At 74.7% G+C, this 26,282-nt stretch carries 13 protein-coding genes; 9 read left to right on the plus strand and 4 right to left on the minus strand.

All coding sequences use genetic code 11. The annotated features are described in order from the left end of the window. Positions 1–209: 209 nt before the first annotated feature. The gene (locus ACZ6X9_RS29155; protein WP_469781001.1) at positions 210–1,400 is read left to right on the plus strand and encodes a Cmx/CmrA family chloramphenicol efflux MFS transporter; all 1,191 of its coding nucleotides are present in this window, start codon (positions 210–212) and stop codon (positions 1,398–1,400) included. A gap of 425 nt (positions 1,401–1,825) precedes the next feature. Beyond that, positions 1,826–3,088 carry a serine hydrolase domain-containing protein gene (locus tag ACZ6X9_RS29160; RefSeq protein ID WP_469781002.1) on the plus strand — a complete coding sequence of 421 codons (1,263 nt, stop codon included), beginning with the start codon at positions 1,826–1,828 and terminating at the stop codon, positions 3,086–3,088. A gap of 122 nt (positions 3,089–3,210) precedes the next feature. On the opposite strand, the gene ACZ6X9_RS29165 is transcribed toward ACZ6X9_RS29160, so the two are convergent. Both ACZ6X9_RS29165 and ACZ6X9_RS29170 read right to left on the minus strand, forming a co-directional pair. Next, on the minus strand, positions 3,211–4,119 hold the full coding sequence (locus tag ACZ6X9_RS29165; protein ID WP_469781003.1) for a universal stress protein: 909 nt from the start codon (positions 4,117–4,119) through the stop codon (positions 3,211–3,213). Positions 4,120–4,349: 230 nt separating this feature from the next. Further along, a complete protein-coding gene (locus ACZ6X9_RS29170; RefSeq protein ID WP_469781004.1) occupies positions 4,350–5,450 on the minus strand; it encodes a calcium:cation antiporter in 1,101 nt (366 codons plus the stop codon). Positions 5,451–5,674: 224 nt separating this feature from the next. On the opposite strand from ACZ6X9_RS29170, the gene ACZ6X9_RS29175 reads away from it, so the two are divergent. The 5 genes from ACZ6X9_RS29175 (at position 5,675) to ACZ6X9_RS29195 (ending at position 9,791) form a co-directional block, all read left to right on the plus strand. Next, the gene (locus ACZ6X9_RS29175) at positions 5,675–7,117 is read left to right on the plus strand and encodes an amino acid permease (protein WP_469781028.1); all 1,443 of its coding nucleotides are present in this window, start codon (positions 5,675–5,677) and stop codon (positions 7,115–7,117) included. Positions 7,118–7,514: 397 nt separating this feature from the next. Further along, positions 7,515–7,994, plus strand: a complete 480-nt coding sequence (locus ACZ6X9_RS29180; RefSeq protein ID WP_469781005.1) for a hypothetical protein — start codon at positions 7,515–7,517, stop codon at positions 7,992–7,994. Between the two features lie 273 nt (positions 7,995–8,267). Beyond that, positions 8,268–8,426: a hypothetical protein gene (locus tag ACZ6X9_RS29185; RefSeq protein ID WP_469781006.1), complete on the plus strand. Its 159-nt coding sequence runs from the start codon at positions 8,268–8,270 to the stop codon at positions 8,424–8,426. 12 nt (positions 8,427–8,438) lie between these two features. Next, positions 8,439–8,999, plus strand: coding sequence for a DUF4190 domain-containing protein (locus ACZ6X9_RS29190; protein WP_469781007.1), 561 nt, complete (start codon positions 8,439–8,441; stop codon positions 8,997–8,999). A 99-nt stretch (positions 9,000–9,098) separates the two neighbouring features. Beyond that, positions 9,099–9,791, plus strand: coding sequence for a polysaccharide deacetylase family protein (locus tag ACZ6X9_RS29195; RefSeq protein WP_469781008.1), 693 nt, complete (start codon positions 9,099–9,101; stop codon positions 9,789–9,791). Positions 9,792–9,855: 64 nt separating this feature from the next. Here the strand turns inward: ACZ6X9_RS29195 and ACZ6X9_RS29200 are convergent, their stop codons facing one another. Then, on the minus strand, positions 9,856–10,914 hold the full coding sequence (locus ACZ6X9_RS29200) for a phosphotransferase family protein (RefSeq protein ID WP_469781009.1): 1,059 nt from the start codon (positions 10,912–10,914) through the stop codon (positions 9,856–9,858). 118 nt (positions 10,915–11,032) lie between these two features. Further along, on the minus strand, positions 11,033–12,148 hold the full coding sequence (locus ACZ6X9_RS29205) for a WD40/YVTN/BNR-like repeat-containing protein (RefSeq protein ID WP_469781029.1): 1,116 nt from the start codon (positions 12,146–12,148) through the stop codon (positions 11,033–11,035). Between the two features lie 874 nt (positions 12,149–13,022). Between ACZ6X9_RS29205 and ACZ6X9_RS29210 the strand changes: the two genes are divergently transcribed. After that, positions 13,023–17,108 (plus strand): non-ribosomal peptide synthetase, encoded by a 4,086-nt coding sequence (locus tag ACZ6X9_RS29210; protein WP_469781010.1) that lies wholly within the window; start codon positions 13,023–13,025, stop codon positions 17,106–17,108. Further along, on the plus strand, positions 17,105–26,176 hold the full coding sequence (locus ACZ6X9_RS29215) for an amino acid adenylation domain-containing protein (RefSeq protein ID WP_469781011.1): 9,072 nt from the start codon (positions 17,105–17,107) through the stop codon (positions 26,174–26,176). The genes ACZ6X9_RS29210 and ACZ6X9_RS29215 overlap by 4 nt, the downstream gene beginning before the upstream one ends. Positions 26,177–26,282: the final 106 nt, after the last annotated feature.

The raw sequence follows: 26,282 nt of genomic DNA on the forward strand, positions 1-26,282 counted from the left end.
CATGTCGAGCCCCGAAGCATCCAGGGTGGGGGCTGCCGGTCACGCCGTCAGCCCCCTGCGTCACTGAGTTCCACGGCCCTGCCGGGCGTGCGACGGTCACCCGTCGGACGTGCGGCGGCCTCGCCGTGCGCTCGTGCGCCCGAGAACGCTGACCGCGGTGACGAGACGAGCTTTCCCACGCCTCTCCTCACCCCGCTCGGAGCCACTCGATGCTCTTCCCTCGCATTCCCCTGTACCTACTCGCCATGGCGGTCTTCGCCATGGGCACTTCCGAATTCATGGCGGCCGGTCTGGTGCCGGACATGGCTCGCGACCTCGGCGTATCGCTCGGGACGGCAGGCGCGCTCACGCCCGGCTTCGCGGTCGGGGCGGCCGTCGGCGCCCCGCTCGCGGCCGGGCTCGCGCGCGGCAGGCCGGGGCGAAGCGCTCTGCTGCTGTTCGTCCTCGGCTTCGCGGCGGCGCATGTCGTGGGTGCGGTCACGACGAGCTTCCCGGTCCTGTTCGCCACCCGGGTCGTCGCCGCGCTCGCGTACGCGGGTTTCCTCGCCGTGGCGCTGACGACCGCCGCCGGGCTGGTGCCCCGCCACGAGAAGGGGCGGGCGCTCGCCGTGCTGCTCTCGGGAACGACGCTCGCCACGATCGCCGGGGTCCCGGCGGGCGCCCTGCTCGGCGCGCTGCTCGGCTGGCGGGCCACCTTCTGGGCAGTGGCCGCGCTCTGCCTGCCCACGGCCGTCGGCATCCTCGCGGGACTGCCCGCGCGTCCCCGGTGCGAGGACGCGGCCGCCAGGCCGGCCCTCCGTTCGGAGTTGGCGCGGCTGAGGAGTCCGCGGCTGGTCCTGGTCATGCTGCTCGGCGCGCTGGTGAACGCGGCGACCTTCGGGTGCTTCACGTTCCTCGCCCCGGTGGTGACCGACGTCGCCGGGCTGGACAGGTTGTGGGTCCCGGCCGTCCTGATGCTCTTCGGCGTCGGTTCCTTCACCGGCGTCACGCTCGCCGGACGGCTCGCTGACCGGCGCCCCGGGCTGGTGGTCGCGGTCGGCGGCCCCCTGCTGCTCGCCGGCTGGCCGGCGTCGGCTCTGCTGGCCGAATGGCCCGCCGCCCTGCTCGTCCTCGTGTTCGCGCAGGGCACCCTGTCGTTCGCGCTGGGCGGCACGTTGATCACCCGGGTCCTCTACGAGGCGTCGGGTGCCCCCACCATGGCGGGCGCGTACGCGACCGCCGCTCTCAACGCCGGTGCCGCCGTCGGACCACTCGTCGCCGCCGCCGCTCTCGGCACCGGGCTCGGGCCCGTCGGACCACTGTGGGCCGGCGGGCTCTTCGTCGCGGCGGCCCTGTCCGTCGCGCTGCCCTTCCGCGGGGTGTTCGCGGGTGCGGGGAGGAGCGACGAGGCGGTCCGGTGAAGCCGCCCGCGTCCGCGGGAGCCCCGACGCCGCCCCTTCCCTCTCGCCCGCCGGTGCTCCTCTCAGTCACCGGCTGTTCGTCCTCCGGTCATTCGTCCGCCGGCCAGTCATCCGCCGGCCGGTCGGAGCCGCGGCGACCCGCTGGGCTCCGCACCGGCACACGGGTGTCCGGTACGGGGGACTTCCCGCCAACTTCCCGCAGCGGCGGGCGGCATGGAAGCCGGATCGGTGGAGCGGCCCCTTCCTGGCAGACCACCGCCACTCGTCCCGTTCGGTCGCCGAGTGTGGCGCGACCGTGAGTGGCCGGTTCCTTCCCTTGTGGCCCTCCTCGGCGGAATTCCGCTCAACGGGTGGCCGCGGCAAGGGAGTCCTGTCTCCCGTACGCACCACCACTCACCCCCTCACGACCCGAACGGAGACCGCGTATGAGCGGAAGAACGGTGCACCGGGCCCTCGTCGCCGTGGTGGCGGCCGTGACGGTGGCCGCGACCGCCGTCACCTCGGCCGTGGCCGCCCCGGCGGCCCAGGCGCCCCCGGCGTCCCAGGCCCCGACGACCGGCGGGCACTCGCCGCGCCACCAGGCGACGCAGGCCGCGATGGAAGCGCAGGTACGGGCCGGCCTTCCCGGGGTGCTGGGGGAAGTGCGGGACGAGGAGGGGCGGTGGAGCGGCTCGGCGGGCGTCGCGGACCTCCGGACGCACCGCGAACGGCTGCCGCAGGACCGTTTCCGCATCGGAAGCGTCAGCAAGGTGTTCAGCTCGGTCGTCCTCCTCCAACTGGAGGCGGAGGGCAAGGTCGGCCTCGACGACACCTTGGAGCGCAGACTTCCCGGTCTCATCCAGGGCAACGGCAACGACGGCAGCCGCATCACCGTCCGTCAGGTGCTCAATCACACCAGCGGCCTCTTCAACTACACCAATGACGCGGCCATGGCGAAGTCCCTCGGCACCGACTTCTTCAAGCACCGCTACGAGACCAGGAAACCGGCCGACCTCGTGCGGACCGCCCTCGCCCACCGGCCGGACTTCGCCCCGGGCACCGAATGGAACTACTCCAACACCAACTACATCGTCGCCGGGATGCTCATCGAGAAGCTGACCGGCCGCTCCTACGCCGCCGAGATCGAACGCCGCGTCCTGAAGCCCCTCGGGCTGCGCGCCACGTCCCTGCCGGGCACCAGGGCGGGCATCCCGGGCCCGCACGGCCGCGGCTACAGCAAGCTCCACGACAGCGCGTCCTCGACAATCCATGACACCACCGAGCAGAACCCGTCCTGGGCGTGGGCCGCGGGCGAGATCATCTCCACCACGGGCGACGTCAACCGCTTCTACAGCGCCCTCCTCGGCGGCCGGCTCCTGCCCGAACGGCAGCAGCGCGAGCTGCTGACCACCGTGCCCAGCAAGGGCCAGCCCGGCGAGACCGGGTACGGGCTGGGCATATCCCACGCCGTCACCACGTGCGGCAAGGAGGTCTGGCTGCACACCGGCGGCATCCACGGCTCCACGACCCTGGCCGTCTCGTCGCCCGACGGACGGCACACCGCCGCGTTCAACCTCAACGGCGACTGGGGCGGCGACCTGGCCGCCCTCGTCGACGCCGCGTACTGCGGCACCGCCGAACCGTCGCCGGACACCTCCGCGCAGCGGCCCGGCCACCAGGCGCTCCGGCGGCTGACCGCACTGCGCTGATCCCGGCTGCCGGGGCCGTCGCTCCGGTCCACTCCGCGCGGGACGTGACCCCGACCCGTCCCGCCGACGCGGCGCCCACGTCGCGTCGGCGGGGCGGGCGCCCGGCCCGAGGCGCCCGCGTCTCAGGGGTGCGGGACCACCGCGACCGGGCCGGGCGCGTGGTGCAGAGCCGCCAGGGCGACCGGGCCCAGGCGGTGGACGCCGTGCCGACCGGGCAGCCGGCGTCCGACGACCACGAGGGCGGCCCCGGCACCATGGGCGAGCAGGACCTGCGCCGCGCTGCCCGTCTCGGCGTGGACGGCCACGTCGACCTCCGGATGGCGTGCGCGCCACGGGCGCAAAGCCTCTTCCAGGCCGCGGCGTTCGCGTTCGCCCATGCCCTCGTCCTCCTCGGCGAGCCACAGGGATCCGGGGCTCCAGGCGAAGACCGGCGGCACCGCCCAGGCCCGGACGGCCCGGAGCCGCACACCCAGGCGTTCCGCCGCGGCGAACGCGAAGTCCAGGACGGGAGCGGCGCGTTCCGCCAGGTCCTGCACCCCCACGACGACCTCGCCGGCGACCGGTTCGCCCGCCGGCCCGTCCTCGTACCGCCGGCTCCCCCACCCGCCGTCGTCCCGCGGGCCTCGGACGACCACGACGGGGCCGGTGGCCTGGCGCAGTACGTGCAGGCCGACGGAGCCGAGCAGGTGGCCGATGACGGTGCCGTGGCCGCGAGAGCCGAGGACCAGCAGGCCGGCCCCGGCCGCCTCGGCGATGAGGGCGGGGACGGGGTCGGCGGCGAGCCGCCTGGTGGTGACGGTGAGCCGGGGGAAGTCCTTGGCCGCCCGCTCTCCCGCGTCGTGCAGGGCTTCGGTCGCCCAGCGCTCCCGCGCCGCGGCGGCCTCGGCGGGCATCACGGTGCGGGGGCGCCGTATGGAAGCGTGCACCAGGCACAGTTCCATGCCACGCCGCGCGGCTTCGGCCGCCGCCCAGTCGACCGCGGCGCTGCTGTGCTCGGTTCCGTCGACTCCGACGGCGATGGTGCCGGGCATGGGGGACCCTCCTGGGTGCGCGGGAGCGTGGGCACGCGGTGGTGTGAGGCGGTGGTGCGCGGTACGCGGTGTGTCGGGCGGGTCGCCCGTCGCCTCCACCGTGGCCTCGGCGGGGCTTCCTGGCCAGGGGCCGGAGGGCCCTGCGCCGGGCCCGGTCGGGTCCTTCCGGCCCGCCCTCCGGCGGGATCGGGGACGCCGCGCGTCTTTCCGTCGGGCCGGTCAGGCGCCGCTCAGGGGCTGACCGCCAGCACCACGTACGCCGCCAGCAGCGACAGGTGCACGCCGCCCTGGAGGGGGGTGGCCCGGCCCGGGATCACCGTGAGGGTGCCGACGGCGACGGTGAGGGCGAGCAGGACCATGTGGGTGGCCCCGAGGCCGAGGACGAGCGGGCCCTCCAGCCAGACCGAGGCCGCGGCGACGGCGGGGATGGTCAGACCGATGCTGGCCATGGCCGAGCCGAGACCGAGGTTGAGGCTGGTCTGGACGCGGTCGCGGCGGGCGGCGCGCACGGCGGCGATGGTCTCGGGCAGCAGTACCAGGAGGGCGATGACGACGCCGACGACGGACGCCGGGAGACCGGCGGCGGCCACGCCGGACTCGATGACCGGCGAGACGCCCTTGGCCAGGCCGACCACCGCGATCAGGGCGACGCCCATCAGCCCGAGGCTGGTCAGCGCGGTCCGGGCGGACGGCGGGTCGGCGTGGTCGTCGGTGTCGATGACCTCGCCGGCGGACGTCACGGGCAGGAAGTAGTCCCGGTGCCGCACGGTCTGGGTCGCCACGAACAGGCCGTAGAGGAACAGGGCGGCCAGGGCGGCGAAGACGAGCTGGGCGGGGGAGAACCGCGAGCCGGGGGTGCTGGTGGTGAACGTCGGCAGGGCCAGGCTGAGACCCGCCAGGGTCGCCACGGTGCCGAAGGCCGCCGCCGTGCCCTCGGCGTTGAAGACCGCCACCCGCCGCCGTACCGCTCCCACCAGTAGGGACAGGCCGACGATGCCATTGCAGGTGATCATTACGGCGGCGAAGACGGTGTCCCGGGCGAGCGAGCTGCTCTTGTCACCGCCGTCGGCCATCAGCGTGACGATGAGGGCCACCTCGATGACGGTCACCGCCAGGGCCAGTACAAGGGAGCCGAAGGGTTCGCCGACCCGGTGCGCGACCACTTCGGCGTGGTGCACCGCGGCGAGCACCGCGCCGGCCAGGCAGCAGCTCACCAGGGCGACCAGCCCCGGGGACAGCGACCGCCCCCAGGTCAGCGCGAGGACGACGGCGGCGAGGGCGGGCGCGCCCGCCGGCCAGTGCGCCAGGAGGGAGCGAAACCGAGCGCTCATGAGCCGATCTTCGCAGATCGCCCGATTCGCGCATGTTTTCCGTCTTCACCCGCTGTTCCCGGTCCACCCTCCTTACCTCTCCACCTCCCCCTCCCCCACGTCCCCGCCGCTCGACGATCACAGCGCGTGATGCGATCGTCCGAATATCGGACGCGCCCCGCACCGCCTCACCCGTTTGCCCATAATCGAGACCTCCCGATCTCGCATATTGGACAGGCATGACCATGAGCCGGACACTGACGCCCTCTCCGCCGCCCCCGGGCGGCGGGCCCGCAACCGACGCGCCCGCCGGTGGCACCTCCCCCGTGGCCCCCTCGCCCTCGGACTCGCTGTCGAACGGCCTCAAGCAGCGCCACCTGTCGATGATCGCGCTCGGCGGGGTCATCGGGGCAGGTCTGTTCGTCGGCTCGGGCGCCGGCATCGCCGCCGCCGGGCCCTCCATCGTGCTCGCCTACGCCGCGTCCGGTCTGCTCGTGATGTTCGTGATGCGGATGCTCGGCGAGATGTCCGCCGCCAACCCGGCGTCCGGCTCGTTCTCCGTGCACGCGGACCGGGCGATCGGCCGGTGGGCCGGTTTCACCGCCGGCTGGATGTTCTGGACCCTGCTGGTGGTGGGTGTGGCGATCGAGGCGATCGGTGCCGCTCACATCCTCCAGGGGTGGTTCCCCGGCACTCCGTCCTGGATGTGGGTGCTGATCCTGATGGCGCTGTTCTGCGGCACCAACCTGGGCTCCGTCGCGCACTTCGGCGAGTTCGAGTTCTGGTTCGCCGCCCTCAAGATCGGGGCCATCGCCCTCTTCCTGGGCCTCGGAGTGCTGGCCGTCCTCGGCGTCCTGCCCGGCAGCGACTCCCCCGGCACCGCGCACCTCCTGCACGACGGCGGGTTCCTGCCCAACGGAGCGAGCGGGCTGCTGATCGGCCTGCTGGCCTCGGTCGCCGCCTACGGCGGCCTGGAGACGGTCACCATCGCCGCCGCCGAGTCCGAGAGCCCCGTGCGCGGCGTGGCCAAGGCCGTCCGGACGACGATGTGGCGGATCGGTGTCGTCTACGTCGGCTCGATGCTGGTGATCGTCACCTTGCTCCCGTGGCACGACAAGGCCGTCACGGAGCAGGGCCCGTACGCGGCCGTGCTGGACCGGCTGGGCGTGCCGGCCGGCGGCCAGATCATGAACGCGGTCGTGCTGATCGCGCTGCTCTCGGCGATGAACGCCAACATCTACGGTTCGTCGCGCATGGCCTACTCGCTGGTCGCGCGGGGCCAGGGCCCTGCGTTCCTGGGCAGGGTGTCCGGCGGGATTCCGCGCCGCGCGGTGCTCGCCTCGTCCGGGTTCGGCTTCTTCGCCGTCCTGCTGTCGTTCTGGTGGCCGACCACGGTCTTCGCCTGGCTGCTCAACATGGTCGGCGGCGTCGTGCTGGTCGTGTGGGGCTTCATCGCCGTCTCCCAACTGCTTCTGCGCCGCCGGCTGGAGCGCGAGGCGCCCGGCAGGCTGGTGGTCCGCATGTGGGGCTTCCCGTATCTGACGTGGGTGACACTGGCCGGGGTGGCCGGGATCCTGGTGCTGATGACGCTCGACGCGGACACGCGCGTCCAGGTGTACTTCACGGGGGGCCTGGCACTGACCCTGGCCCTGGTCGGACGCCTGCGTCAGCGCACCGGGAGGCACTGACCGGCTGCCGCCACAGGGCCGGCCGCCCACCCTGGGTCCGCGCACACTGGGCCCGCGCACCCCACGGCGAAGAGGCCGCTCCCCGAACGTTCGGGGAGCGGCCTTTTCGGCGTGGGTACGGGGGTGTGGAGTGCGCGGGGGTGCGCGGGGTGTGGGGTGCGGGGTGCGTGGGCCGGGTGCGAACACTCGCTCACCGGGCCCCGCCCCCCTCTTGGCCGAAATGACACGGTCATCTGCCCATGGCAAGTTCTCGCCCTCGCCCCCGCTCCCCCGGGCCTGTTGACTCGGCTCGCACGCTCGCACAGTAGAACGTTGTACGAACTTGCGCACGGCACACCCGCACGGCCACCGCACGGATCCACACCCCAGCGCGCCACCGACCGCCCGAGGAGTCACCGTGAAACGCCTGCACACCGCCTTCGCCCTGAGCGCCGCCGCCCTCGCCTGCACCGCCGCCCTGGCGACTCCGGCCGGCGCGGCCGACCGCGCCCCCGTCAAGCCCGCGAAGTTCTGCACCTACATCGTCGACACGGGACAGTCCGGCTGCTTCTCCAGTGAGTCGAAGGCCGCCGCGGCCTTCGGGGCCGAGGCGGCGGCCTACAAGGACCTCGGCAGAATCTGGTCCGACGCCAACTCGGGCGGCAACCAGCTCACCTTCCGCGGCAGCCAGGGCTGCGGCTGGCGGTACCCGGAGTTCGCGTCCCTGGGCGCCGACTGGAACGACCGGGTGAGCTCCGCCCAGGGGCTGGCCTGCCCGATCACCCTCTGGGAGCACAGCGACTTCCGCGGCGCGCACCAGACGTACCACGGCTACAACGCCTATGTCGGCGACGGCATGAACGACAAGGCCAGCTCCGTCAGCTTCGACCTGAGCTGATCCCCTCTCCTCCCCTCCGCCCTCCCCGCCTCGCCCGGGCGCCGCCGGCCACACGTGCCGGCCGGCGCCCGGGCGGTTCGCGTTCCAACGACGCCGTGCGGAGCCGGAGTAGGGGGCGTCACAGGAATAGTGGGCTCCCCCGGGGGCAGCCGTCATCCAAGAGATCGACACGCGACGACACGGACAACCGGAGCTGACGGATCGTCAGTACCGCGCCACCCGCGCGTCGTCGCCCGCGGGCCATCCTTCGACAGCTCGAGAGAAAGGACGGACATGTTCTTCCTTGTCCTCGCCCTCTTTCTGCTCGGCGTCCTGACCGGGACGGCCGCGCACGTGCCACTGCCCGTGACGCTCGTCTCCGCGGCGGCGATCCTCGCCTGGCTGGCCGCCTTCGCGGTACGGGAACGCCGGGCGCACCGGCGGGACCGTTAAGGAGGAGCCCCCGTGAACCCCTTCTCTTCAGTCGACACCCGGAGGCCCGTCGGGCCGTACGGGCCCGCCCGCGACGACGAGGCCGTCGGCAGGCGGCGCCCCGACGACGGCCGTGACGCCACCGAGACGCACGAACGCGCCGACGAGCGCTCCACGAGTTCCGTCAGGCCCGACGCCGGGCACCCCGATCACGCGCGCCATCCGGCCGACATCGCCCCCGGAGGCCGCCATCAGGCCAACAATCCCGACAGGAACCGCCATCAGGGTCCGAATCAGGACATCCACGCACGCCCCGCGGGCCGACGCTTCCGGGCGGGCCGGGCCGGCGCGGCCGAACGGCGGCGCAGGAACGCCGATTTCATGGCGGTGACGTCGTTCGTGACCGGCCTGCTCGGCCTGTTGATCGCCAATCTCGTCTTCTGCCCGTGCGCCATCGCGCTCGGCGCGACCGCCCTGGCGAAGGGCACCGCCCGGCGCTTCCGGGCGCGGCTCGGCATGGTGCTGGGCGTCGTCGGACTCGTGCTGTTCTTCGCGCTCTCGGCGGCGGACGGAACGCCGAGCTGGCATTTCTGAGGGGAACCGGGGGGGGGCGCCCGCGAGCGGATCCGCGGAGCCGTTCAACCGCGCCCCCGGAGCGTTGACAGCAGTTTGGTCTGAACCAATGATGCGGTCATGCCAGGACGCTGTCGCGCACTCCTCCCGTTCCTTCTCGCCCTCATGTTCCTCACGGGCCTCACCGTTCTCGCGGGGCCGGCCGGCTCCGCCGCCGCGCGGAGCACCGGAGGGCACCACCTGCCACCGGTGCTCTCGCGCATTCCCACGCACGACCCCGTCGTCTTCCTCACGATCGACGACGGCTGGTTCCGCGACCCGGCCGCCGCCGCCCTGATCCGGGACCGGAAGGTGCCGGTCACCCTGTTCCCGCTCCCCGACGCCGTGAGCCAGGACCCCGGCTACTTCCGGGAGTTGGCGGGCCGGCGCGGGGCCGCCGTGGGGAACCACACCGTCGGTCACCCCGACCTCACCACTCTCGACCCCGCGGGCCGGCGAAAGGAGATCTGCGCGGCCCGCGACCGGCTGAACGCCGCGTTCGGGCGCGCGCCCGACCTGCTGCGACCGCCTTTCGGCCGCTACGACGACACCACCCGGGCCGCGGCGCGCGAGTGCGGCGTCCGGGCCCTGGTCACCTGGACACACGACTTCACGACCTGGGGCGACACGCCCCCGCCGGTGCCACGACTGCGGCGCGGGGACATCGTCCTGCTGCACTTCACCCCCACCCTGGCCGCCGATCTAGGCCGCGCCCTCACCGCGGCGCGGGACGCCGGGCTCGTCCCCGCTCCGTTGAGGGCGTACACGCGGTAGCGGGAGGGCGTGCGGCTCCGGTCGCTCGCCCCGCCCACCCGCGCCGCGGTGCTCCGGGCGGTTCTCACCGCACGTCGGCGAGCAGCGGTCCGTAGAAGCCGCCGTCGCCTTCCGCGAAGGCCGCGAGCATGGCGGTGGCGTGGGCGCGGTCGTCCTCGTCGGGCTCCTCCTCGGCCAGTTCGTTCTCCAGCACCCACATCTCCAGCAGGACGGCGTGCCCCAGGAGGACGTCGGGTCCGCCGGCCTCGTCGAGGGTCTCCGCGGTGATCCGCCGGATCGCGTCCCGCAGTGGCGCGTGTCCACCCTCCGCGCCCTCCGGGCCGAAGGCCGTCTTCACCGCCTCGTTGAGGTCGACCGCGACGGGGGCGACGACGGCGAACTCGAAGTCGAGCAGGGCCACGACCTCACCGTCGTGCCAGAGTGCGTTGGGGGCGCAGAAGTCGCCGTGGTTGAGCGCTCGCGGGGCGGCGGGCAGCGCGGACCAGAACCGGTCGAGGACGCGGCCGAGCCCGCGGGCCTGGCCACCGGTGAGCTGCCGGGCGCGGACGAGCCGGTCGAGGACGGCCGCCGCGCCGGCCGCGTCCTCGGGGAAGAAGGGCGAGCGGACACGGGCGTGCGGGGCCGCGGCGGCCGTGTCGACGCGGTGGACGTGCCGGACGCGTCGCCACATCTGCTCCAGGGCGCGCGCCTGGGCCTCGGGGTCCAGCGACGGCCAGACCTCTTCCAGGTTCTCCCCGGGCACCCGGCGGGTCAGCACCCACTCGTGGCCGTGGCGGACGCCCGAGTCGACGATCTCGGGGTAGCCGACCTCGGCCGGGAGCAGCCGGGCCAGCCGTTCCTCGCGCAGCAGATCGGTCCGGCCGGGCGCGGTGGCGACGCGGACGACCAGGTCGTCGGTCAGCCAGGTCGCGTTGGTCCAGCCCCGGCCCCGGAGCGCGTCCGTCAGACCGGTACCGTGCCGGCGTAGGATTTCCTCGGCGATGCGGCGGGTGGTTCCGGCCGGGTCAGCCGCCTCCAAGTCCCCTGCTTCGACCCGGTTTTCCACGTTCTCTGCGTTCTCTGCGTTCTGAGCGACTTCTGTGTTCTCGGCGTTCTCGGCGTTCTCTGTGTTCGCAGCGGTCACGGCGGTGACGCTAGCGCGGCGTCCGCCGGAGATCCACCGAATTGACGGGCCGCCGGTCCGCACGACCTCCACGTGCGCGCGGACCGGCTCGCTCCCCGGACGGATGGAAAGCCCGGGCTCAGTGGTCGATCTGCACCTCTTCCAGGCCCAGGTACATCACCGACGGCCGCGCCGGGTTGAAGGCGATGGACGAGATGCCGTCGTGGGCGTTGTGCGTCCTGCCGACCTTGCCCGTCCGCGCGTCGTAGCGGTACAGGTCGGTGCCGTAGCTCTGGAAGTAGGTGCCGTACTCGAAGTAGAGGACGTTGGCGTCGACCGGGCTGGGCGCCAGCAGGGTGCTGTTGGTGAGCTCCGTGTCCGGGGTGTCGTCGACGATGCGGGTGTACGTCTTGCCACCGTCGGTGGACCGGTAGAGGTGCCGGCCCTCGGCGCCCGAGCTCGGGGCGGCCTCGACGAGGTCGATGCCCAGGGCGTAGACGACGGAGCGGTCGGCCGGGGAGACGGCCGCGGCGAAGAGGTTCGCCTTGCCGCCGGGCGTGGCGGACAGGCCGGTGGCGACGGTCCAGGTGGCGCCGCCGTCGGTGGTCACCGCGCCGCCGGTCGTCATGCCGCCGGCGACGGCGTGGTCGAGGTCGGCGGGGTCGAAGGACACGGTGTAGAGGTTGGCCCCCGCACCGAAGGCGAGCGTGCCGACCGGCTTCCAGGTGGCGCCGGCGTCCGTCGAGTCGTACAACTGCCCGTCACTGCCGGCGACGCGGACGTGGTCGCGGCGCGCCTTGTCGGTACCCACGCCGACGATGTCGGAGGTGGGCGAGGAGAGCTTGGTGACGGTCCGGCCGTCGACGCGGGCGAGGTAGCCGCCGTTCTTCTCCCAGGCGAAGGCCCGCCCGCCGGTGGCCGCGGTCAACCAGGTGGAGCCGCTGCCGAGCGTGGCGACGCGGGTCCAGGTGCAGCCGGCGTCGGTGGAGCGCTGGAGCTCGTCGTTGTGCGTGGCCAGGAGGGTGTTGGGGGTGTCCAGGGCGACCAGGCCGTGGGTGTAGCTGACGGACTTCAGGGTGCCCGTCGTGGGGGTGAGGGTGGCACCGTCGTCGGCGGTGAAGGTGACGGCACCGTCACCCACGACCTTGGTGCACGAGGGGGCCCGCCACCCGGAGGTGGAGTCCGCCGCCTGGGCGGCGAGGGACGACTGGGCCAAGACGATGGTGGTGACGGCCGCGGTGACGGCCCATCCCATCCGCTTCACGATCTCTCCCTTGTGGGGCACAGACACGAGGTGTTGTTGACGATCAGGTTCTATCGGGGCGGAGCTTCGGAGCAGAACACGCTTGAGCGCCAATCTTCCTGTCCAGAAAGGATCTTGACGTAAGGTTTCCGGTCTGCGGGCGGCCGTTTCGTCACCGTTCCGCCCGTCGCCGTTCATCCGCCGGCCACCGCTCCGTACCCCTCGGCCCACCGGCGCGCCGGGCGATCGCACGGGCCGGCTGGAAGCACCTATACCGCTTTAGTGGGCGCGATCTCCCGGCCACACCACCGGCCCCCGGGCAATTTTCGATCTTGTTACCCGTCTTATTACCGATCGGTATTCGCGGCGGTCCCGACCTGCGCTTACCCTTCGCGTTTCACAACACCCCGGCCGTGCCGCAAGCGGTCTTTGCCCTGCCCATCTATCGTCCCCGCAGGGCGATACGGGAGCAGGATCACATTCCCTCGATCACCCATTGACACACCGCATTAGGTGATCAATCATCGCCGTACAGTCCAGACACCGATACACGGCGGCTGCCGTCCCGCGTGCGTTGACACCGAGGCGAGCAGTGCGGCCCGGAGGTTTGCCATGCCCTGACGACGCCTCATGAAGTCGCTCATGACGGCTGGTCGTTACCGGTGCAGCAACCGGATCTTCCCCACACTCCCCGCGCGCCCCCGCTCCGCCCGGACCGGGCGACGCCGCCCTTCCGCCCTTCCCTGCCGTTCCCTCCGTGCCCCGCCGGCCCCGCACAGGTGGCGCCGTGCCGGGACGGGCTCCCCCCTTCCGTCCGGCGATCCCGGCCGGCGGGGTGACCGGAGTCCGCCCAGAACCACCCTCCCCTTGAGGAGAAGAAGCAGCCTTGCCCGCGCAGCAGACGCCCAGCGACCACCTCCCCGACGAGCCGTACCCGGCACGCGAGGAGCCGGCCGGCGGAACGCCGGCCCCCATCGCGCCGCCCACCGCCCCGGGTTCCCCGGCCCCCGTCCCCGGCGCGGCCGCCGCGCCGACGGCCGCCGTACGGAACCGCGTTCCCGCGTCGTTCGCCCAACGACGGCTGTGGTTCCTGGCGCAGCTCCCGGGGGCGAGCGAGGCGTACCACGTGCCGCTCGCCTTCGAGGTGCGCGGCCCCCTGGACCGCACCGCGCTGGCCCGCGCGCTGGATGCCCTGACCGCGCGCCACGAGGCGCTGCGCACCCGCCTGTTGGCGGTGGACGGCGAGGTGTACCAGCAGGTGGACCCGGCGGACACCGGGTTCGCGCTGTGCGTGGACGACCTGTCACGGACCGTCCGCGCCGGGGCCGGGCGCGCCCTCGAGGAGCGTCTGGAACGGCTCCGGCGCGACGAGGCCGCCGCCCCCTTCGACCTGGCCCGCGGTCCGCTCGCGCGCGGCCGGCTGGTCGTCCTGGGCGAGGACCGGCACCATCTGCTGCTGACGTTCCACCACACGATGTACGACGGCTGGACGGAAGTCCTGTTGATGCGGGAACTCGGCGCGCTGTACGCGGCGTTCCTGCGCGGAGAACCCGACCCGCTGCCGCCGCTCACTTCCGGATACGCGGAATACGCCGTGCGGCAGAAGCGGGAGTGGGAGGACGGAACGTTCGCGGAGCAGGCCGCTTATTGGACGGAATCCCTCGCGGGGGCACCGCCGTTGCTGGAACTCCCCACCGACCGGCCGCGTCCGGCGGAACAGGATTACCGCGGCGCCGAAGTGCGGTTCGCTTTCGACACGGAACTGACGGCGGCGGTGAAGTCGCTCGGCGAGCGGTACGGCGCCAGTGCGTTCATGACCGTGCTCACCGGCTGGTCCCTGCTGCTGTCCCGGATGTCCGGACAACGTGACCTCGTGGTCGGGATCCCGGTGGCGAACCGCCGCCGGGGTGACGTCGAGAGTGTGGCGGGTTTCTTCGTCAACACCCTGGCGCTGCGCGTGGACCTGTCCGGCGAGCCGACGGTGGCCGAGGCCCTGGAGCGGGTGCGGGCGGTGACCCGGGCGGGGCTGCGCCGCCAGGACCTGCCGTTCGAGCACGTGGTGGAGCTGGTGAAGCCGGTGCGCAGCCCGGCGCACACGCCGCTGTTCCAGAACATGGTCGCGTGGCAGTACACGGACGGCGGCTCGCTGGAGCTGGCGGGTGCGGAGGTGGCGCCGCTGCCGCTGCCGGCGCCCGGCGCCACGTTCGATCTGACGCTGATGGTGGCGGAGAAGGACGGCCGGCTGACCGGTGGTCTCCGCTACGCCGAGGCGCTGTTCGACGAGGTGACGGCCGAGCGGTACGTCGGCCGGCTGCGGCGGGTGCTGGAGTGGATGGCGGACGGCCCGGAGCGCCCGGTGGCGGAGCTGTCGCTGCTCGACGGGCCGGAGCGCCGCCGGGTGCTGGAGGAGTGGAACGCCACCGCCCTGCCGGGTGACCCGGCGGGCCTGGTCGCGCGCTTCGAGGAGCAGGCTCGGACGCGTCCGGACGCGCCGGCCGTGGTGGACGGCGCCGTACGGCTCGGCTACGCGGAGCTGGACCGGCGTGCCAACCGCCTGGCCCACGCCCTGACCGCCCGGGGTGTGCGACGCGGTGACGTGGTGGGTCTGCACGTGCGGCGGTCGGCGGAGCTGGCGGTGGGCGCGCTGGGCGTCCTCAAGGCCGGTGCGGCCTGTCTGCCGCTCGACCCGGATCTGCCGGAGGAGCGGCTGGCGGGGATGGTGGCGGACGCCGGTCCGACCGTGGTGCTGAGCGGTGAGCCGGCGCCGCCCGCGGGCTGGGCGCCGCTCGCCGCGGTCGAGGCGGAGGCGGAGCGCACGGACGCGCCGGGCCTCGCCGTGTCCCCCGACGACCTGGCGTACGTGATCTACACCTCCGGGTCGACCGGCCGTCCCAAGGGCGTGGCGGTGCCGCACCGCGCCGTCCTCAACCTGCTGGACCACTGGGTGGCCCGGTGCGGCGCGCTGCCCGGCGAGCCCGCGTCGCAGTGGGCGAGCACGGGCTTCGACGTGGCCCAGCAGGAGCTGCTGCTGCCGCTGACCACCGGGGGCGTGCTGTACCCGGTGCCGGACGAGGTGCGTCTCGACCCGGCGGCGCTGCTGGACTGGATGCGGGAGCACCGGGTGGCGCAGGCGTTCCTGCCGCCGGCCTTCGTCCGCTGGATCGACGAGGCGCCGGAGGAGCGGCTGAAGGGGCTGGCGCTGCGGCAGTTGCTGACGGGCGTGGAGTCGCTGCCGGAGGGAGCGCTGCACCGCTTCGCCGAGGCCGTGCCGGGTCTGCGGATCCTGTACGGCTACGGGCCGACGGAGACGACGGTGTACAGCACCGCGTACTTCACGCCCCGGCCGCTGGACCGGCAGAGCCCGATCGGCCGGCCGGTCGCCAACACCCGTGTGTACGTCCTGGACGAGCGGCTGCGGCCGGTGCCGCCGGGCGTGCCCGGTGAGGTGTACGTGGCGGGGGCGGGTCTGGCCCGCGGCTACCTGGGCCGTCCGGGGGCGACGGCCGGGCGGTTCGTGGCCGACCCGTTCGTGCCGGGCGAGCGGATGTACCGGACCGGCGACCTGGCCCGGTGGCTGTCGGACGGCGCACTGGAGTACGCGGGGCGCCGGGACGACCAGGTGAAGCTGCGCGGCTTCCGGATCGAGCCGGGTGAGGTGGAGGCCGCGCTGCGGGCCGAGCCGGGCGTCGCCGAGGCGGCGGTGCTGGTGGACCGTACGGCACCCCATGGCCCGGTCCTGGTGGCGGCCGTGGGACGGGACGCCCCGGAGCCGCGCCCGGCCGCGGAGTGGCGCGCGGCGCTGGCCCGGCGGCTGCCGGACTACATGATCCCGCAGGTCTTCGTGGAGTTCCCGCGCCTGCCGCTGACGGCCAACGGCAAGCTCGACCGCGCGGTGGTCCTGGAGCGGGCCGCGGCCCGGGGGCCGGCCGCGGTCAACCAGGCCAGCCCACGCGACGACATAGAACTGACGCTCTATCAGATATGGCGCAGTCTGCTGTTGCATCAGGACATCGGCGTCCGGGACGACTTCTTCGCCCTCGGCGGCACGTCGATCTCCGCCATCAAGCTGGCCCACGCCGTGCGCGAGGCCTTCGGCGTCACCCTCCAGGTGCGCGACGTCCTGCTGCACCCGACGATCGAGGCGCTGGGGGGCCTGCTCCGCGAGGGCGCGACGGAGCGCCGCCCCGGGAGTCTGATCGAGTTCCGTCCGGGCACCGGCGGAGCGCGGGTGGTCTGCGTCCACCCGGCCGGCGGCACCGCCTTCTGCTACCTGCCGCTCGCCGGGCTGCTGCCCGACGAGGTCGGTGTGACCGGCATCCAGGCACCGGGGCTCCACGAAGGAGAAACGTTCCTCCCCACCATCGAGGCGATGGCGGAGGAGTATCTGCGGCTGATCGAGCCACTGCCCGAGGGCCCGCTGGTGCTCACCGGACTGTCGTACGGCGGACTGATCGCCCACGAGATGGGCCGCGGGCTGGCGGCGGCCGGCCGCGCCGACGTGAGCGTGGTGCTGCTGGACACCCGCGGCACCGACGACCCCGCCGAGCGGTCCGCGATCGGGCCGGTGGAGCTCGCCGAGTTCCGCGACAAGCTCGTCCGCTTCAACGGGATGTACCCCGGCATCGAGGACGAGCAGATCGAGCGCTACTTCCACGTCTACAACCACAGCCGGCTGACGGCGCGCGACTACGAGGTGCCGCCGACGGCCGCCCGGACGGTCCTGGTCCAGGCCGAGGGCGCGGACGACGAGCGGGAGGAGCCCGGACAACTGCTCCGGCAGCGGGAGTTCTGGAGCCGGCGCACCGGTGCCGGTCTGATAGTCGAGCCGCTGGCCTGCGGCCACTGGGACGTGCTGGAGGGCCACGGCGTGGGCCGCGTGGCCGCGCTGATCGAGGCCGAACTGTCCCGCTTCCCGGCGTCCTCCGCCGCCGTCCCCACCCCCCGTACCACCCCGGCGCAGGAGACACGATGACGAGCACCACCTCCGGTCTGGCCCAGAGCGTCCTCGACCGGGCCCGCCGCACCCCGTCCGCCCCCGCCGTGGTGGACGGCGACCGGATCCTCGACTACGCGGGGCTCGACGCCGGTTCCTCGGCCGTCGCCCGGGCGCTGCGCGCGCACGGCGTTCGGCCGGGGCAGGCGGTGGCCGTGGCGCTGCCGCGCTCGGCGCGGCTGGTCCGGGTGATGCTCGGCGTGCTGCGGCTGGGCGCGGTGGTCGTCCCGCTCGACGTGCAGAGCCCCGCCGAGCGGCAGCGGCACATCCTCACCGACTCGGGCGCCGTCGCGGTGGTGCACGACGGGACGCCGCCCGCCGGGGCCGGCGAGGGCGTCGTCCCGCTGGAGGCGGCGGCCCTGGAGAACGGCGCCGCCACGGCGGAGGACGAGCCGGCGGCCGTCCCGTCCGACACGGCGTTCATCTTCTACACCTCCGGCACCACCGGCCTCCCCAAGGGCGTGGAGGTGCCGGGTGCCGGGGTGCTGCGACTGGCCCGGGAGGGCTGGCTGCGCCCGGGCGGCCCCAAGCGGCACGGCTGGCTGGCCAACCCGGCGTTCGACGCGCTCAGCTTCGAGGTGTGGGTGCCGCTGCTGACCGGCGGCTGCTGCGTGGTCGTCGACGACGCCACGGCACAGTCGCCCGAACTGCTGGCCGCCACGCTGCGCGAGGCCCGCATCGACACCCTGTTCGTGACGACGGCCCTGTTCAACGCCGTGGTCGACGCCGTCCCCGACTGCTTCGCCTCGGTGGCCGAGGTGCTGATCGGCGGCGAGAAGCTGACCGCCCGCGTCATCCGCGACTGGTACCGCGCCAACCCGGACAGCGCCACCACGCTCTACAACGTGTACGGCCCCACCGAGTGCGCGACGTTCGCGCTGATCCACCCGATCCCCCGCGACTTCGACGGGGACGCGGTGCCGATCGGGCGCCCCCTGCCGGGCACCGGCGCGCTCGCGGTGGCCGGGGACCGTCCGGCCGCCCCGGGCGAGCTGGCCGAACTCCTGCTCTCGGGCGAGGGATTGGCGGCGGGCTACCGCAACCGGCCCGAGGAGACCGCCCGCGCGTTCGTCCGCCTGCCCTGGCTCGACGGCGGCCGGGAGCGGTACTACCGCAGCGGCGACCTCGTCCGGGTGGACGACGACGGCCTCGTCGTCTACGCCGGGCGCGCGGACCGGCAGGTGAAGGTGCGGGGCTTCCGCATCGAGCCCGGTGAGCTGGAGCAGCGGATCACGGCCCATCCGGCCGTCCGCCGGGCCCATGTGTGCGCCCGCCCCGACGCGGTCGGCGTCCTGGAGCTGCTGGCGTTCGTGGTGCCGGACGAGGGGCTGTCCCACGAGGAGTTCGACCGCCACCTGACCGCCGCCCTGCCGCCGTACATGCGTCCGCACCATCTGTACCGGGTCGCCGCCCTGCCGCGGAACGCCAACGGCAAGGTCGACGAGGCCGCGCTCCTGGCGCACGCCGGGGAGCCGTGGCGTCCCGGACGCGCGGCCGGCGCCGGCGGCGTCACGCCCTGGCAGCGCGAGGTACTGGACCTGGCCGAGGAGGTGCTGGGCGTCACCGGCCTCCGGCCGGGCGACCGCTGGATCGCCAGTGGCGGCGACTCGCTCAAGGCGCTCCGGCTGCGCTTCGAGGCGCGCCGCCGCTGGGGCTGCGAACCGCCGCGCACGGCCGTGGTCGACGGGGACTTCGCGTCCCTGGCCGACGCCCTCGCCGCGCTGCGCGACGGGGCGCCGGCGGCGTACCCGCCGGTGCCCGCCCCGGCGGACGCCCGGTCGGCGCCCGCGACCTCGGAGCAGCAGCGGCTGTGGCTGCTCCAGCAGCAGGACCCGGACTCCCGCGCCTACCTCGTGGGCATGGCCTTCCGGCTGGAGGGCGCCGTGGACACCGCCGCGCTCCGCGAGGCGCTGCGCCTGCTGGTCGTCCGCCATCCGGCGCTGCGCACTGCCTTCGTCCCCACGGCCGAGGGGCTGCGGCAGGAGGTCGGCGCGCCGTACGACCCGTGGGTCACCGGCACGGACACCGGGGCCGAGGCCCAACGCCGGTTCCTCACCGCACCGTTCGACCTGGGCCGCCCCGAGATGTGCCACGCCCGCTGGCTCCCGGAGGGCGACGGCGGGACGCTGCTGCTGCGGCTGCACCACATCGCGATCGACGGCTGGTCGCTGAACGTGCTGTTCGAGGAGGTGTCCTCGGCGTACGCGGCCCTGGTCTCCGGCGCCGGGCCGGACACCCCGGCCGCCGTGCCGACGCCGCTGGACTTCGCCGGCTGGCAGGCCGAGTGGTTCGCCACGCCCGGCTACGCCGCGCAGCGGGCCGCGCTGCGCGAGCGCCTGGACGGTGTCGGCGAGGGCGAGCCCGCGCTGCCGTCCCTGCCGCGGCCGGCGGAGCCCGGGCGGCTGCTGTGCACCACGCTGGACGCGGAGCGGCGGGCGGTGCTCGACCGGCTCTGCGCCGGCCTGGGCCTCACCCGTTTCCAGGTGCTGCTGGGCGTGTACGCGTGGAGCCTGTACGGGGTGACGGGCCGGACCCGGCCGCGGCTGGCGGGGCCGGTGGCCAACCGGCCGGTGCGGGAGTTCGCGGACAGTGTCGGCATGTTCGCGAACACGGTGCCGCTGCCCGTCGAGGTGGCGCCGCGCGAGAGCCTGCGCGGTCAGTTGCTGCGCCAGGGCGAGCTGGTGCGGGAGGTACTGGAGCGGCAGGACGTGGCGTTCGCGGACGTCCTGGCCGACCGGCCGTCCCGGCCGGACGGGCCTCCGTTCGACTATCTGTTCGTCCTGGAGAACACCGATTTCTCCGCCCTCTCCCTGCCGGGCGTCACCACCCGCCCGCTGTGGCCCGCCCCGGCGGACGCCAAGTGCCCGCTGACGCTCTCGGTCGTGGAGCGCGGGGACGGCCTGGACTGCCTCTGGGAGTACGCCGCCGACCACTTCACGGCCGACGAGGTCGCAGCGGCGGACGACCTCTTCCGGCGGGGCCTGGACGCCCTCGCCGAGGGCGGCGACACCACGCCGGCCGAGCTCGTCGCCGGTTACCGGCGCGGCCTGCCCGAGCCCGGCCGGGGGAAGCCGGCCGAAGCGGCGTTCACCACCGTGGCCGAGGACTTCGCCCGCCAGGCGCGCCGCACCCCCGACGCGACGGCACTGGTGACACCGGACGGCAACGAGGTGCGCTACGCCGAACTGGCGTCGTACGCCGCCGGGTTGGCGCTGGAGCTGCGGGACCGTCACCCGCTGCCGCCCGCCGACCGGCCGGCGAGCGTCGCCCTGTACCTGGAGCCGTCGGTCGAGCACGTCGTGGCGCTCCTCGCCCTGGCCCGGCTCGGCGTGACCGCCGTCCCGCTGGACCCGGCGTACCCCCCGGAGCTGCTGCGCCAGGTGCTGGACCAGGCGGCCCCCCTGTGCGTGCTGGTCCCGCCGGGCGGCGCGCCCGCGCTCGACGCCATCGCGCCCGCGGATCTGCCGCGCCTGCCGGTGGTGCTGTCGGCGGCGCCGGACGGTACGGACCTGCCGGCGAACCCGGGCACCCGTCCGCTGTACACCCTGTTCACCTCCGGCTCCACGGGCCGGCCCAAGGGCGTCCGGGTGCCCGACGCGACCCTGTGCAACCTGCTGCGCTGGCAGGAGACGGACGGGGGGCTCGCGGGGCCCGCCGTCACCCAGCAGTTCTCGATGCTGTCGTTCGACGTGTCCTTCCAGGAGATCTTCACGACGCTGACCGGCGGCGGCCGGCTGCACCTGGTCCGGCCGGACTGGCGGCATGACGCACCCGCCCTGCTCGACCGGTTGGAGACGGCCGGCGTCGAGCGCCTCTTCCTGCCGTACGTGGCCCTCCAGTTGCTCGCCGAGCACGGGGTACGGCTGGGCCGCTTCCCGTCCAGGCTGCGCGAAGTCGTCACGGCGGGCGAGCAGTTGCTGTGCACCGATGCCATCCGCGCATGGTTCGCGGGGCTGCCCGGGGCCCGGTTGTTCAACCACTACGGGCCGACCGAGACGCACGTCGTCAGCGCCCTGTGCCTGGACGGCGATCCGGCCGGCTGGCCGACCCGCCCGGCGATCGGCCGCCCGGTGGCGGGCGCCGTGCTGCGGGTCGTGGACGCGGCAGGCGAACCCGTGCCGCCGGGCTGCCCGGGCAGCCTGCTGATCGGCGGCCCGATGGCCGCGCCCTGCTACCTGGGCGACGAGGAGCTGAACGCCGCCCGGTTCACCGAGGTGCCCGGGGAGGGGCTGTTCTACCGCAGCGGCGACCGGGCGTCCTTCGACCGGCAGGGGCTGCTGCACTACCTGGGCCGCGAGGACCAGCAGGTCAAGCTGAGCGGCCACCGGCTGGAACTGGGCCAGGTGGAGGCGGCGCTGCTGCGTCACCCGGCCGTCGTCAACGCGGTCGTGGCGCAGGACGGCGGGCGGCTGGTGGCGTGTCTCCAGTGCCACGGCGAGCCCCCGGCCGCCGAGGAACTGACCGGTCACCTGGCCGGACTGCTGCCGTCACACGTGCGGGTGGACCGCTTCCGCGTCGTGGACGCGCTGCCGCTGACACCCAGCGGCAAGCTGGACCGCCGCCGCGCCCTGGCGGCGGCCGGTACGGACCTGCGGCCGAGGGACGCTTCCGGGGCGGCGCTGTCACCGCTGGAGGCACGGCTCGCGGCGCTGCTGGAGGAGGTACTGGGCCGTCCCGTCGGCCCCGACGAGCGCTTCTTCGACGCCGGGGCGTCCAGCCTCGACCTGATGCGGTTCCATCTGCGCTGCACGGGCGAGCCGGACCTGCGGTTCTCCATACCCGACCTGTTCGAGCACGTCACCGTGCGGCGGCTGGCCCGCTTCCTTTCGGCCGGCACGTCCCCGGACGCCCCGGCCGTCATGGAGGACCGCCCCGCCGCGGACGAGCCGGTCGCCGTCGTCGGCATGGCCGTCCGGCTGCCCGGCGCTGACGACCTGGCCGCCTTCTGGGACCTGGTGTGCGAGGGCCGGCGCGGCGTCGAGCGCTTCGAGGCGGCCGACGGCCTGGTGGGCGCGCGCAGCCAGCTCTCCGGGCCGCTGGACTTCGACCCGGAGCACTTCGGCATCAGCCGGCAGGAAGCGCGGCTGATGGACCCGCAGCAGCGCCACCTGCTGATGGCGTCGGTGCAGGCGCTGGCGCACGCCGGGATCACCGGTGACACGGCGGCGCGGCGCACCGGCATCGTCGCCGGCTGCGGGGAGAACACCTACTTCCAGTCGCTGCTGCGCGACGCCGACCCGGCGGCACTGCCGGACGCGTTCCGGCTGGCCCAGCACCACGACAAGGACTTCCTGACCACGAAGGTCGCCTACCACCTGGGGCTGACGGGACCGGCGTTCACCGTGCAGGCGGCGTGCTCCAGTTCGCTGCTCGCGGTGCACGTCGCGGCCGGGCTGCTGCGCCAGGGCGACGCGGAGGTGATGCTGGCCGGCGGCGTCCTCGTCGATCCGACGCTCACCGACGGCTACCGCTACCAGCCGCAGCACATCTTCTCCCCCGACGGGCACTGCCGCCCGTTCAGCGACGACGCCGCCGGGACGGTCGGCGCCAGCGGCGTCGGCGTGGTGGTCCTGAAGCCGCTGCGGCTGGCCCGGCGGGACGGCGACACCGTGTACGCCGTGCTGACCGGCTCGGCCGTCAACAACGACGGCTCGGACAAGATGAGTTACAGCGCCCCCTCGGTCGCCGGGCAGCGCGAGGTGATCCGCGCCGCGCTGCGGCGCAGCGGCCGGACCGCCGCCGACCTCGGCTACGTCGAGGCGCACGGCACCGGCACCCGGCTCGGCGACCCCGTCGAGGTGGGCGCACTGCGGCAGGCGTACGGCCTGGAGGAGCCGGGCCGGTGCGCGCTGTCCTCGGTGAAGAGCCAGCTCGGGCATCTGGGAGCCGCCGCGGGCGTCGTGGGGCTGGTACGCGCGGCGCTGGCCGTGTACCACGGGGTGATTCCGCCCACCGTCGACTTCCGGCGGCTCAACCCGCGGATCGCCGACGAGCGACTGCCGTTCCGGATCCCGACGGCGGCTGAGCCGTGGCCCGCGGGCCGGCCCCGGGTCGCCGCGGTGAGCAGTTTCGGCATCGGCGGCACCAACACGCACGTGGTGCTGGAGGCCGGCGAGCCGGCAGCGCCCGTCCCGCCGCCCGCGCCCGTCCTGCCGCTGTCCAGTGGCAGCGAGGCCGGTCTGCGCGCCGACGCGGCCCGGATCGCGGACTACCTGGAGGCGCGTCCGGAGGCGTACGGACAGGTGCTGCGGCACCTCCAGGCCGGGCGCCCGGCGGGTAGGCGGCGGGCCGCGGCGGTGTGCGCCGACGCGGCGGAGGCGGTGGCCTGGCTGCGGACGGTGGCCGGCGGCACGGCCGCGACGGCGGACGGCACGGACGTCGACGCCCGGGACCGGGCCGGGGAGCCGGTGGCCGCCTGGCCGGCCGGCACGGACGCCTCCCGGCCGGAAGGACCGGCGCAGGCGCCGTGGGACTTCCCGCCGCCCGCCTTCGACCTGGCCCGCTACGACTTCGAACGGGCCGTCCCCGCACGGAAGTCGGCGCCCTCCTGGCCCGAGCGGCTGCCGGAGGACCAGTGGCTGCGCCAGCCGCACTGGGTGCGGCGGCACCACGCGGCCGCGGAACCGGCGTCCCGCGTCGCCGGCACGCTGATCGTCCTGTCGGACGGCCCTCTGCCGCCCGCCGCGCGGAGCGCGTTCGAGGCGGCGTACGAGCGGGTGGCGCACGTCCGGGCGGCGGCGGGCTTCGCCCGCGTCGGAGTGGACCGCTACGAGGCCGATCCGGCCGATCCGGCGTCGCTGCGGCGGGTGTTCGACGCGCTCGCCGACGGCGGGACGGGCACGGTGGACTGGCTGCACGCGCTGCCGCTCGCCGTCGGGGGCGCCGTCGGCGAGGAGTCGCTGGAGCGCGCCCGGTGGGCCTGTCTCGACACGCCCGCCGCGCTGCTCCGCGCCGCCGCCGGCCTGCCGGCCGGGACGCTGCTGCGCCCGTGGTGGCTGTCGTACGGCGCCCAGCCCGTCGAGGGGCCGGTCACCCGTCCCGAACTGGGGCTGCTGGCCGGCGCGTCCGAGGTGGTGCCGCAGGAGTGCGGCGTCGACGGCCGCTGGCTGGACCTGCCGGGCCGTGACCCGGCCGACTGGACCGCGCTGCCCGCACTGCTGGCCGAGGCGGACGCCGGCGTGGAGCTGCCGCGCCGGCTGGCGCTGCGGCACGGCTACTGGTGGCGGCAGGCGCTGTCGCCGGTGCCCGCGCCCGCCCCGGTGGGCGCGCCGCGGCGGCCGGTGGGGCCGGGTACGTACCTGGTCCTCGGCGGTACGGGCGGCATCGGCCGCAGCGTGGCGGCCTGGCTGCTGGAGCACGCCGACTGCCGGGTCGTGCTGCTGGCCCGCCGCGCGGAGCTGCCGGAGGAGCTGGCACCGTGGGCGGACCGCGTCGACCTGGTGGCGGCCGACCTCGCGGCGGAGGCGCCGGAGGCGGTTCTGGACCGGCTCGCCACCCGTGTCGACGGTGTGGTGCACGCGGCGGGTGTGGCCGCGGGCGGCCTGCTGGTCCGGCGCGACGCCGCCGCGGCACGGCGGGCCTCGGCGGCCAAGCTGCGCGGCGCGCTGCTGGTGGAGCGGCTGATCGAGCGTGACCGGCCCGCGTTCGCCGTGTACTGCTCGTCGATGGCGGCGCAGTTCGGCGGCGTCGGCCAGTTCGACTACGCCGCCGCCAACGGTCTGCTGGACGGCTTCGCCCGGTACCAGGCCGGTGGGACGACGGTGCGGATCGGCGTCGACTGGGACATCTGGAGCGAGACCGGCATGGCGCTGGGCGCGCTGCACGCCGACGCCCGCCACCAGGCACACCTGGCGGTGGGGCTGACGGTGAAGGAGGGGCAGCGGCTGTTCGCCGACGCCCTGCGACTGCGGCTGCCGCAGCTCCTGGTGTCCACCACCGACCCCGAGGAGGCGCGCGTCTTCTACGCCCCGCCGCCCGGCGCGGACCGGCCGGCGGCTCCCGAGGCGTCCCCCGCGCCGGCGGCGGTCCCGGCCGCCGAGCGACTCACGGAGTGGCTGTGCCGCTCGCTGGGCGTGGACGAGCTCGACCCGGAGGCGTCCCTCTACGACCACGGCGCCGACTCGCTCACCCTCCTCGATCTGATCGGTACGGTCGAGGAGGAGTACGGAGTGGAGCTCGAGCTGTCGCGGCTGAGCCACCGGGTGAGCCTCACGGAGGTGCTGGCACACCTCGCGGCGGCCACCGGCGGGGACCCGGCCGGTGACGCCTCCGGCGAGGTGCCGCTGGACGTCTGGCAGGAGGGCACGGGCGGCGACGTCCTGTGCCTGGTGCACCCCGTCGGCGGCGACGTCCAGGCGTACCGCGAGCTGGTGTCGGCCCTCGATCCCCGGCTGACGGTCTGCCTGATCAGCGACCCGGGCCTGCGCGGCGCGGAAGCCCCGGAGTGGACGGTCGGCGAACGCGCGGACCGCTACCTCGCGGCACTGCGCGGCCGCTTCCCCCGCGACACCTGGCGCTGGCGGCTGGCCGGCTGGTCGTTCGGCGCCTGGGTGGCTCACGCGATGGCGGCGCGGGCGGAGGCGTCGGACGGACCGGTCGCCGGGCTGTACCTGCTCGACCCGCCGCCGCCCGGCGGCGGGAAGGACGTCCTCGGCTACGACGAGGAGCAGTTGGAGCGGCTCTTCGCCCGGGAGCTGGCCGAGGCCGGCTCCGGCGCCCCGGCGGGTCCGGAGGCCCGGGCGTACGCCGAGCGGCTGGCGCGCTGCTGCCGCGCGAACCTGGCCGGCATGGCGGACCACGAGCCGCCGCCGCTGCCCGCCACGCCCGTCCGGCTGTGGCTCGCGGACCGGGCCGAGTCCGGGCTGCCGTCCCGGGTGCCCGCCGAGGAACAACGGCGGCTCTGGGCCGAGCGGTTGCCCCTGCTGGCGGAGGCGCGGTGTCTGGACACCACGCACTACGGGATCGTGCGGTCCCCGCATGTGGCGGTGGTCGCCGAGGCCGTCAACGCGGCGTGCGCCCCCGCGCCGGAGCCGCTCGCCCGTACCTGACCGGCGCGGGGGCCCCCGCCCCCCCCCCCCCCCCCCCGCCCCCCCCCCCCCCCCCCCCCCCCCCCCCCCCCCCCCCCCCCCCACCCCCCCCCCGCCCCCCCCCCCG

Source organism: Streptomyces sp. NPDC052910 (genome assembly GCF_055585605.1).